Raw genomic sequence first — 10,508 nt, 5'->3', positions numbered from 1 at the left:
CGGGGCCAGCATCTTCATGTTCATAAACCTGGGGAGGTTCAATCTCTTTTTGAAGAAAGGCCTCCGTGCTTGCATAAATGATATAGTCAAGCAGTTTACAGAGTTGATGAAGTCTCGGTACATTCTACTTGCCCCCGATCTCGGCGCGTATTTTATTTGCACTTTCATCATCCGAATTTTTCAAAAAATCGATGAATAGGCTTTTGCACTTCTCCAGATTTGGCGTTGAGATGGGCGTAATATTGCCCAGCCACCTGGCGAATTCCAGCCCAATAATCCTCTGACTTTCCTTCAAGGATTTCATTTCCTTTGACAGGAATGCCTCGATCTTTTTTCCTAGCTCGACACGTTCATTCCAAGATAACAAATTAGAACCCATAATCATCCTCACTTTTTGTTTGCTAGTTTTTCTAAGCCAACACTACAGCTTTCTTGAAAAAAAGTCTAGCCTGTTAGTCAAAGGCTTCTAATAGGATAAGTACGAATCCACTGATACGAAAAAGGCGTTTTGGTGTCATAGATTATTTAAATTAAGTTCGTGAATGCATAGAGTGTGTGTATAAAAGCTTTAGTTTTTCCAGCCCTCGGTGTATCTGCACAGCGACAGTATTTTTAGATTGGCCGGTGATAGCAGATATTTCTTTGATGGTTAAGTCCTGTATATAACGCAAGCGCATAATGTTTTGATACTTGGTCGGGAGACGTGGAATAAGAAGAATCGCTATTTTTCCATCCAAAATATTAAAAACACGATCATCACCCTCAGAACTTGGCTCAAATCCTTTTTCAATCAGACTATCGAGCGAGGTGGTTTTATGTTTTCGATAGTCGTCAATAATTAAGCCATTTAAAACGTGATAAAGAAAAGATTTCATGATTTCAATTTTTCCACCTTTTAAAATGTATTTCCAGGTTTTCATAAATGTGTCCTGAACCAGCTCCTCACCCGTGTCATGATTGCTAGTCTTAAAATAGGCATGCCTGTTGAGCCCCCTCTCATAGTCCTTGTGGGCTGTGGTAAGTGTTAGTTTCTGAGCAACCCTTTTTTCCTCATTTTTAGACGTCATTGTAATAATGATGCCGTACGAGAGACCTTTATATTACGCCTCTATTTTGGGAGTTCTTTCGAACAATCTGCATCTAAAAACTTTATTTTTGTAATAATTTCTGCCATACGGCGGCATGGATAGTATGAAAAACAAAAAAATAAAAAACAAACAAAAAAAACCTGATCTAGACGGGGCTGATTTCCTAGAGCGCTTATGGAATGAAAGTTGGACCTACATTAAGACGGTAGTAGACGTTGTCAGGGAACCTATTTTAATCCTTGATAAAAATTTTAAGGTTATGGCTGCCAATGAGCCTTTCTACAGAACCTTTCAGGTCGAAACAAAAGATACTGAAAATAAACTCGTTTACAAGCTTGGAAATGGTCAGTGGGATATCCCGGCATTAAAAAAATTGCTGGAAGATATTTTACCCAAGAATACCTTTTTTAAAGGTTTTGAAGTCATTCATGATTTTCCTTTTATTGGGCGGAAGGTGATGATTTTAAATGCTCGCCAGATTCATTTCAAAGAAGGGCCAACACTAAAATTGTTTCCGCCTATTATACTTTTGGCTATTGAGGACGTGACAGACATGATGGCTGTAGCAGAGAGACTTGCGGGACATGTACATCATTTCGAAACCAAACTTACAGAAAAAACAGCAAAATTAGAAGTACATATTAAAAAATTGGAAAAAGAGATTAGTGGGCTTAGAAGAAAGTTATAAAGCTAACTGTAATCAAAAACTAAATGGTCCGGCAGTAATATGGTAAGGTCGAGACTCCTTCAATAATCGGGTTAACTCATTAGCAACAAATAAAATAATAATAAAAATATGAAAAAAACTTTAATGGTAGCAGCTTTTGTTCTTGGGACTCTTCCCATTGCAGCATTTGCTGATACGCTTACTCGCCAGTTAGACGTCGGGTCAACAGGAAACGATGTCTCTTCTCTGCAGACCTTTCTAGCAGAAGACGTCAGTCTATATCCTCAAGGTCTTGTGACAGGTTACTTCGGCAGCCTAACCCAGAGAGCGGTCTCAAATTTCCAAAGCCGAAATAATATTCCTGCTGTCGGACGTGTCGGGCCTATTACTTTGGTAGCTTTGAATGCCCAGATGGGTGGCAATACAATTGGTTCCAACAGAACAGCGCCAGTTATTAGTAATTTAGGCATCAGTGTTTCAAGGAATACAGCCTTACTCAATTGGGCTACAAATAAAGGCGCAGCAGGGATAGTGTACTACAATACTTCTCCACTCAACATGATAGAAGCAAGTGCCAACACTCCAGTGACTATCTCCGGATCTGCCCTTACTGTTAGTACTAGTCTACAGACTTCGTTTAGTGCAGGCTTGGTAAATTTACAACCTAATACAATCTACTATTACGTAGTTTACGTAAGAGATGGTATGGGCAACGAGTCCGTCACTTCACAGTCAACCTTTCACACTTTAAACTAACTAAAAAAAGTTTGTTAAAAGACCACCACCTTAAAGAGGTGGTTTTTTAATGGTTTCAAGCGGTGTAATGTTTTCCTCATTATAACGGCTGTATCAGCAGTGGGGCTATTAATAATTAGTAGGAATTAACCTTATAAATTTATGACTAAAACATCAACAATCTTGGTAATAATCATTGTTTTGATCTTACTTGCAGGGGGTATCTTCTTCGTCAGCCAAAATCAAAATTCGATACCTACCAATGCCACGTCGACTCCTGCATACCCAGCAGGTAGCAACTCGGCAAATTATTCGGGAAACACAGTTCAAACTAATACCGTAACAACTCAGACGGTAGCCGGGGCCCCTGTAGTGATAACTGGCCTTACAGCCTTTCCTTCCGACACCGCGGCGACTATCACAGGTCTTGTCACCCCAAACGGAGCCTTCACGAACTATTGGTTTGAATTTGGTACTTCAGTTAACCTTGGAAATAAAACATCCACCCAATCAGTCGGTTCAGGCTTTACACCAATACCAACCCCAGCCCTTATCACAGGGTTGAAGACAAATACGACTTACTATTTCCGTCTTGTAGCTTCAAACCAGTATGGCCAGGTTTCAGGCACACAGTATTCATTTCAGACTACACAAGGTAATCCTCCACCGACTGGAAGTGCTCCTACAGTAAAAACTGCAACGGCTAGTGAAGTTTCAACAACTAAGGCCACTCTCAACGGTCTCGTAAACCCAAACAAAGGCACCACTCAATACTGGTTCGAGTATGGCACAAGCACTAGCCTAGGTAATGTTAGCGCCTTTACTTCTGCCGGAAATGGTAGTGTAAATGAATCAGTAAATCTTTCACTTGCTGATCTTATTTCCTCAACCAGATACTACTTCCGTCTCGATGCCCAAAACCAGTTTGGAACCATCAATGGAACGATTCTTAACTTCAAAACAAAATAAAAAATTAACCAAAAAAAGCCCCCACAGTGTGAATCCTGAGGGGGCTTTTTTGTGGTGCTGAGTTGGGTGTTTATCGAATTTATTTACTTAGTTTGTGACGACGATGTTGCCTTTCATCATTGGGTGGATGGAGCAATGATAGCTAGTTGAACCATTCTTATTAAAGATGAAACTAAATGATTGTCCAGGAGAAAGTATTGGCGATTCCAGAAGGTTCTCTGAATCTGAAGTCACTGTGTGAGGAGCACCATCATTGTTAGTCCAGGTGACCTTTGTTCCCGTTTTAATATTTACTGTCGATGGATTGAATGCAAAGTTTTTTATGCTAATTGTGATGCTAGCTGCTACGGGTTTTGTTGAGGTGGATATATTTTGAGTGGTTGTAGAATTAGTTACAAGAATTTGATTAGAGTTTTGATTTGAATTATTACTAAAAAAGATAATCGCCCCTCCAATAACGATAATTGCTAGTACCAATAATATTATGGTTGTTTTATTCATATAAATATAAGTTTATTAGCGTAGGTTGATAATAAATTATTATAGCACCATAGACCCAAACTGTAGACAAGGCCTATAAGAGAGCAATATTATTTTTCCTTCAAATATTTACCCGCAATACTGAGCGCGAAGGAGGGGAGTATGATGAAGACGCAGGCCATGAGGAGTCTTATGAAAACCTGGTTCACCGGAGCGTTGTCGTTTGGTCCACCGAACAAGACGAGACAAAGCCCGACAATGCCGAAAGCGATTGAGGTGCATATGAAGATGCGGGTCGAGATTTTTTGCATAGACTTATTACATCATTGTTAAATAAAACTATTTCTTAGTATGTACCGCAAATCTGAAGCTCGAATAGGAGATATATAGGGCTACGAGCGTGCCGATCCACGAGAGCCAAAACGGAGCCGCCCATCCGCCAATATCTATACTGATGCCGAACGCGAGACGAAGTAGATGTGCCAATCCGACGATGCCCATAATGATGCCGACAACAATAAAAAGAGTTTTCTGCTTCATTGACGGTGTGTGGATATCCGCATGCCAGGCATAGTGGACGAGGATGGCGATCAGGATGATGTCGAATATCATCCAAGCCTCCACAGCTGATGGCGTAAAAGAGATACCCCAGAAGTTGAGTGGTCCGATGTTTGAAGTTAAGAACCAGAGTCCCACAAAAAAATCTGCTGTGACCAATCCAGTTGCAAATTTGGCAATTTCCTTGAGCGCGTGTCTGTGATTATTCATGGCTTTATTGTACAATAGATTGATATGACTGAAAACTATCACGGACTAACAACCCAACAGGCCGCTGATATATTCAAACGAGACGGTTCCAACAGTCTTCCTGAAAAAAAGAAAAACGTCCTTCTTCTGGTAGTGAGGAATGTTTTTTCATTGATACCACTCATGCTTTTAGCGGCCGCTTTTCTGTCTCTCTATAGTGGCAGCGACGTTAATTTTTGGATCATCCTGTTCCTTTTCTTTTCCAATTTTGCGATCGGCCTCTGGCATGAGCGAAAGGCGGACAAGTCTATCAAGCAGCTTCAGGCCCACCTAACGATCAAAGTATCGACCTTACGTGACGGCGTCTGGGGACTTATCGACTCCACCCGTCTAGTTTGCGGTGATATCATCGCTCTTAAGATAGGCGCACTAGTGCCGGCTGATGTGAAGATTATCGAGGCAAAAAACCTCTCTATCAACGAATCAGTCCTGACTGGCGAATCACTTCCTAAGGAAAAAAAGGCTGATGACACATCGTATTCTGGATCCTACGTGACGACAGGAAGTGGTATAGGGGAGGTAATGGCTACGGGTGCGGGTACATTTTTTGGCCAGACTATCGCTTCGATCGATGTCAAACCACGTCAAAGCTCGCTCGAGAAAGATATTTTATCTATCTCAAAATTTATCTCAATCGTGAGTTTCATTGTTGTCATCATTCTGACTATAGTATTAGCGCTAACACATTCGGCCTTTATCGACGTAGTCACTCTCGATCTCAGTCTGCTCATCGCCGGCATCCCAGTGGCCTTACCGACGGTCATGAGTCTCATCATCTCGATCGGCGTGCTCAATCTCGCGAAAAAGCAGGTGGTCGTCAGGAGACTAGCCTCACTCGAAGATCTGGCCAATGTAAATCTGCTCCTTTCAGATAAAACCGGCACGCTCACTCAAAATAGCATCAAGGTGGAGCAGATTATTTCCCTTGATCACTTTACGGAACATGATGTGGCTTTGTATGCAGCGAGTGCTGTTTCAGGATCGCATGACAATCCTCTCAGTGAGGCTATTTTTGAAAAAGCTAAATCGTTGTCTATCAATCCATATCCTCTCATAGACTACACACCGGGAGACTCGGAGCGGAAACGAAGCACCGCTATCGTCTCAATTGATGGCGTCACGTGCGCTATTGCTTCTGGCGCGTCGCAGGTCATTGCCTCATTGTGCACACTCGATGATGCAGATCGAAAGAAGTTTAATGAAACTGTCCAAAAAGGGGCAGACGGCGGCTATCGTGCTATTGCTGTAGCGATCAATCGACATGGTGTTGTAGAAAAAAACATGACGCTTGTCGGCATTCTTTTTCTGGCTGACAGTCTTCATGCAGATGCAAAATCAACCATTGAGTTCATGGGCCAAAAGGGGATTGAGGTCAAAATGATTACCGGTGACAACCTGGCTATCAGTCAGCGTATTGGCGGAGAGCTCGGTATCAAAGGTGATATTGTGCCAAGAGATATTCTGGATGAAAATATAGACATTTTGAAAGAGAGATTTGATGCGATCGGAGGCTTTGCTGAAGTGTTGCCAAAAGACAAATATGAAATCGTTTCACTTGCCCGGGCCCATCACGTCGTGGCGATGACGGGCGACGGGGTCAATGATCTACCAGCAGTGAAGAATGCCGATGTCGGCTTTGCGGTTTCAAACGCCGTTGACGCTCTCAAGAGCGGGGCCGATATTGTGCTTTTGAAGAACGGCATTTCTGTCATCAAGGATGCCATCATCGAAGCCCGAGATATCTTTGCTCGACTTTACAACTATTCGCTCTATCGGATTTCCGAGAGTTTCCGCTTGATCATCACCATTGCCGTCATCGGGCTTATTTTTAAAACATTTCCACTCACGCCGGTTCAGCTCATTGTGCTTGCATTCTTGAATGATGTGCCGATCGTGTCGCTTGCATTTGACCGCGTCAAAGCAACGGAAAAGCCGGCTCATGTTGATGTTAGAAAACGTTTTACTCTAAGCACGCTCTTCGGTCTGACCGGTGTCGCCAATAGCCTCATCCTCTTGTATGTGATGGTTGCTTGGCTTCACCTGCCATGGTCAATCATCCAGACTATGTTCTTTCTCAAGCTGACTGTTTCAGGGCACATGCTCGTCTATGTGGCACATACGAAAGAAACATGGTTCAAGTATCTACCGAGCCGACAGGTTATCATAGCCACGATTGCAACCCAGCTTATTGCCACCGCACTTGCATTCGTCGGATTTCTCACCACACCGATCTCACTGTCGCTCATTATCCTCGTGTGGGTCTGGTCATTCTTCTGGATGCAGATAAGCGAGATCATGAAGCATCAGAAGTTTATTCAGGTTTAAGTAATGTATGCTAGCCATATGGCTCGACATGGTACGGAAAATAGGAACCTTCTGGAAGCAGAACAAAGAGCTTATTTGGCTGCCGAATATCAAGCAGGGTTTCTTTGGAATCACGCAGCCGACGGCTGAGGAGATGGCGAAGTATCGATAAGAAAACTGCAAAGCAGTGTAATTCGGCAGGAAGTAAAATTTGTGCTAACATAATCTCCACATGCGGGATCATTCTTCAACTATTCTAAAAATCAAGCCAAGTATCGCTCTTATCATCACATTGAACGATAAAAATGTGATTATGGGAACAGGTAGCGGTTTTATTTTTTGGAAGAAAAATATTCTTGTCACATGTAATCACGTTGTAAAGGGCGTAAACTCAATCTTCCTTAAATTCCCTGGGGTCGAAACGCCCATATCCGCAAAAGTCTTACTGAAAGATGAAGAACATGATTTAGCATTGTTAAAATTTGAAGACGATTCAAGGTCACCTCTTGAACTAGCGTCCAAGGATACGGTAAAAGAGGGTATGCCCGTTCTCTTTGCTGGATATCCAATAAATATTCAAGATTTAACAACACATCAAGGCATCATATCTTCGATAGCTAAAGACCCTACTGGGAAGGTTATTTATCTGATCGATGGAACCGTGAATTCAGGAAACAGTGGTTGCCCGCTCATGGATGAGGATGGAAAGGTCATTGGTGTTGTAAATGCAAAGGGTGCCGTACGGCCCGACATAATTGAAAAAGTCCAAGGTATGTCTTCGGGGGCGGTGGCGCTTCATGGCATGGATCTGGTGGAAATATATAAAGTTTTGATAAATAATGTTCAGCTTGGTATCGGCTATGCCGTGCCGGCGAGTTATATCCCTGAACATAAGGAAATATCTATACCGCCAGTCGTTGTACCAGAGGAGAAAAGTAACCCAGAAAAATCAAATCAAAAAAATGGAAAATAAATTTTTATACAAATCAAATGGTAATTACTTAGGTTTCATTCAAAATGACACGATCTTTAATCGTGATGGAATTCCTCTGGGTTGGTTAGAAGGTGCTTTTGTATGGGATACCCAAGGCAGATTCAGAGGCAATTTGATTAAGGGTCCTGTCGGTAATCAAGTGTTTTATATTTGGTCAAACAAACTAGCGATACCTCCTTTGTCTAAGCCTCCTCGTCCTATTTCAACTCTTCCAAGTATTCCGCCGCCTCCAGCAAATATTCAGCCCGTTGGTATGCCTGTAGGTTGGGCAGATGCGTTTGAGTAGTCCTATATCTTTGGTCTCTCTCCCTTCAGTAATCTCTCAAAAGCTTCAAGATTGCCAAGTATTGGAATGGATCGACCTCACCGAGCAGACCTTTGATTTTGCCTGCTATGCCCACATTTGGTTTGAAAAAGGAGATGATAAGGCCAAAAGGGCGATACTCGCATGTTTAGGCTCGAACCTCACCCTAAAAGGCAAAAAGGTCTTTGTAAATTACCATTCTTTCGTGAAGACACTCATAAAAAGTCGTCAGGCGGTTGAAGACGAATTAGAGAAGGTTAGAACCTCCAAAGTATCAAGCAATAAAAGACAAAACCCCACAAATTGTGAGGTTTCGTCACTAGGGCTCCGCACGTGGGAGGATGTTCGGATAAGCATCAAATGAACCAATAAGGGGTACTTCGCAGTATCCGCGTGACAAAGATTGGATATTTTATCATATAAGTCAATATGGACTTTGCAGGATACGATTCACGAGTTATTTGCTAGAATGGTGAAATGGAAAACAGAATCTTCTTTTCATGGCAATCTGATACTGAAACACGCACTGGGCGTAATTTTATAGTAGACGTTCTAGAAAGAGCGTGCGCGGCTGTTTCTTCGGGTGCCGACTTGGAGGAGGCTGTACGTGAACTCCAAGTCGATAGCGACACTAAAGGGGTAGCGGGGCGGGCTCCAATTGTTGATACAATCTTCAAAAAGATTGATGCTTCTAAGGTGTATGTGGCTGACGTGACATTCGTAGCTAAACGCATTGATGGTCGTCCTTCGCCCAATCCGAATGTTTTAATTGAGTACGGATGGGCACTTAAGAGTAAGGGTTACGAGAAGGTTATTACGTTGATGAATACCGCTTACGGTGAGCCCTCAGACGAAACTCTTCCTTTCAATATGAAGCATATTCTGCATCCCGTAACCTATCATTTAGAGGAGGGAGCATCTGCCGAAGAAAAGGCATCTCAGCGAGATATCTTGAAAAAGATTATGCAAAAAGAAATTGCCTCCTGTTTAGGAACAATAGTAGAAACAATCAGCGAACCACCACTTTTTGTTCCTAAAGTAACAGATCTTGGAACGGCTCGTTTTTGTCCACCAGAAGAATCAATTGGATTTGACGATGGATTTTCTTTTAGTGATGAAAAGGAGATTTTTCTACAGAATGATGTAGAAATGTGGTTGAGAGTAATGCCTGTTGAAAAGCAGGATAAGAAATGGACAATACCAGAATTAAAAGCAACGAGAGAAAAAGATGTAGGTAACTTAGCCCCACTTATCGGCAGGGGAGGTTATTCATCCTTAAGAGCAGAAGATGGAGTTGGTACTTACATCTCAAGTGGTGAAAAAGGTAGTACAGCAATAGCACTTGGAGTTTCTTTTGCATTTGAGACAGGTGAAGTTTGGGGCATCGACACTGCACTTTTGTCTTATGCCTCAGACCAACTCTATCAAAGTGAGATCGAGAAAAATTATTCTTCTGCTCTGAATAACTATACAAAGTTTCTATCTATACTTGGTGTGAAGGGTTCTTTTAGGTGGATTGCAGGAATTAACGGTACCAAAGGAAGACATCTCGGGTACCCACCTCCAGAAGGAAAGGCTTGGGTGAACAGTAAAGGGCCGACTTGTGCTGCAAAACAAATTATTGCTGAAGGAACATATGATGGGGTGACTACTTCATCAGAATCTCTGTTACCTTTTTTTAAAAAAATCTTTGAGAAATGTGGCAGAGAACGTCCTGATTACTTATCACAAAAGTGAAATGCAGGAACGCCCGGTGGTGTGCAACGTTTTTCCTTGGTGTTCTCAAATCTAATAATTAATCACAAAATTATTTTACAAAAACCTATTTTAAAAAAGTAGTAAATAAGGGCTACTTTGACACGCATCTTCACAAACACACTTTTTTATTTTCGTATAGCGCATTTTGTACAAAAACATTTTGGTGTGGTCTATTTTTATGGTAAAATAGAGCTAAGGGTAAGGTTTTATTTGATATTTGAAGCTCAAAACCTGCATCTAATTTTTTCCCATGAGTTACTGGAACTTCGGTAATTGAGCGGAGGGCGTTAGTAGTAACTCGGATGATCCCTCTTTCAGAAAAGAAGTCCGATAGGTGGTGACCGAAATACATAGTCTATGTCAAATAGATTTTCTCGGTGTTTCCCGTTAGGTGATGGCAGG

The 10,508-nt window shown here is 42.0% G+C and carries 14 protein-coding genes; 8 read left to right on the top strand and 6 right to left on the bottom strand.

What is annotated here, in order from left to right:
* Positions 1-124 precede the first annotated feature (124 nt).
* Together PHF79_02745 and PHF79_02740 are read right to left on the bottom strand one after the other, a co-directional pair.
* The gene (locus PHF79_02745; protein MDD5318713.1) at positions 125-379 is read right to left on the bottom strand and encodes a hypothetical protein; all 255 of its coding nucleotides are present in this window, start codon (positions 377-379) and stop codon (positions 125-127) included.
* Positions 380-530: 151 nt separating this feature from the next.
* Positions 531-1,067 (bottom strand): sigma-70 family RNA polymerase sigma factor, encoded by a 537-nt coding sequence (locus PHF79_02740; GenBank protein ID MDD5318712.1) that lies wholly within the window; start codon positions 1,065-1,067, stop codon positions 531-533.
* A 124-nt stretch (positions 1,068-1,191) separates the two neighbouring features.
* Between PHF79_02740 and PHF79_02735 the strand changes: the two genes are divergently transcribed.
* From PHF79_02735 to PHF79_02725, 3 genes are all read left to right on the top strand, one after another.
* Positions 1,192-1,776, top strand: coding sequence for a hypothetical protein (locus tag PHF79_02735; GenBank protein MDD5318711.1), 585 nt, complete (start codon positions 1,192-1,194; stop codon positions 1,774-1,776).
* Positions 1,777-1,884: 108 nt separating this feature from the next.
* Positions 1,885-2,511 (top strand): peptidoglycan-binding protein, encoded by a 627-nt coding sequence (locus PHF79_02730; GenBank protein MDD5318710.1) that lies wholly within the window; start codon positions 1,885-1,887, stop codon positions 2,509-2,511.
* A gap of 141 nt (positions 2,512-2,652) precedes the next feature.
* Positions 2,653-3,459: a hypothetical protein gene (locus PHF79_02725; protein ID MDD5318709.1), complete on the top strand. Its 807-nt coding sequence runs from the start codon at positions 2,653-2,655 to the stop codon at positions 3,457-3,459.
* Positions 3,460-3,546: 87 nt separating this feature from the next.
* On the opposite strand, the gene PHF79_02720 is transcribed toward PHF79_02725, so the two are convergent.
* The 3 genes from PHF79_02720 to PHF79_02710 form a co-directional block, all read right to left on the bottom strand.
* The gene (locus tag PHF79_02720) at positions 3,547-3,960 is read right to left on the bottom strand and encodes a cupredoxin domain-containing protein (protein MDD5318708.1); all 414 of its coding nucleotides are present in this window, start codon (positions 3,958-3,960) and stop codon (positions 3,547-3,549) included.
* Between the two features lie 89 nt (positions 3,961-4,049).
* The gene (locus PHF79_02715) at positions 4,050-4,250 is read right to left on the bottom strand and encodes a hypothetical protein (protein ID MDD5318707.1); all 201 of its coding nucleotides are present in this window, start codon (positions 4,248-4,250) and stop codon (positions 4,050-4,052) included.
* A gap of 28 nt (positions 4,251-4,278) precedes the next feature.
* A complete protein-coding gene (locus PHF79_02710; protein ID MDD5318706.1) occupies positions 4,279-4,707 on the bottom strand; it encodes a hypothetical protein in 429 nt (142 codons plus the stop codon).
* A 24-nt stretch (positions 4,708-4,731) separates the two neighbouring features.
* Between PHF79_02710 and PHF79_02705 the strand changes: the two genes are divergently transcribed.
* The 5 genes from PHF79_02705 to PHF79_02685 all read left to right on the top strand — a co-directional run bounded on the left by PHF79_02705 (position 4,732) and on the right by PHF79_02685 (position 10,085).
* Complete coding sequence (locus tag PHF79_02705; GenBank protein MDD5318705.1) at positions 4,732-7,071, top strand: plasma-membrane proton-efflux P-type ATPase; 2,340 nt, start codon at positions 4,732-4,734, stop codon at positions 7,069-7,071.
* Between the two features lie 211 nt (positions 7,072-7,282).
* Positions 7,283-8,023 carry a serine protease gene (locus tag PHF79_02700; GenBank protein ID MDD5318704.1) on the top strand — a complete coding sequence of 247 codons (741 nt, stop codon included), beginning with the start codon at positions 7,283-7,285 and terminating at the stop codon, positions 8,021-8,023.
* Entirely contained in the window at positions 8,013-8,330 is a 318-nt protein-coding gene (locus PHF79_02695) for a hypothetical protein (GenBank protein MDD5318703.1), read from the top strand. Before PHF79_02700 ends, PHF79_02695 begins: the two co-directional genes overlap by 11 nt.
* 61 nt (positions 8,331-8,391) lie before the next feature.
* Positions 8,392-8,712: a hypothetical protein gene (locus PHF79_02690; protein ID MDD5318702.1), complete on the top strand. Its 321-nt coding sequence runs from the start codon at positions 8,392-8,394 to the stop codon at positions 8,710-8,712.
* A 113-nt stretch (positions 8,713-8,825) separates the two neighbouring features.
* Positions 8,826-10,085, top strand: coding sequence for a hypothetical protein (locus tag PHF79_02685; protein ID MDD5318701.1), 1,260 nt, complete (start codon positions 8,826-8,828; stop codon positions 10,083-10,085).
* Between the two features lie 130 nt (positions 10,086-10,215).
* Here the strand turns inward: PHF79_02685 and PHF79_02680 are convergent, their stop codons facing one another.
* The gene (locus tag PHF79_02680) at positions 10,216-10,458 is read right to left on the bottom strand and encodes a hypothetical protein (protein MDD5318700.1); all 243 of its coding nucleotides are present in this window, start codon (positions 10,456-10,458) and stop codon (positions 10,216-10,218) included.
* Positions 10,459-10,508 lie beyond the last annotated feature (50 nt).

Source organism: Candidatus Paceibacterota bacterium (genome assembly GCA_028714275.1).
Classification (GTDB): Bacteria; Patescibacteriota; Minisyncoccia; order Phycocordibacterales; family CAINVO01; genus CAINVO01.
The sequence above is the reverse complement of the archived record's forward strand: the minus strand, read 5'-3'. Positions and strand labels throughout refer to the sequence as shown.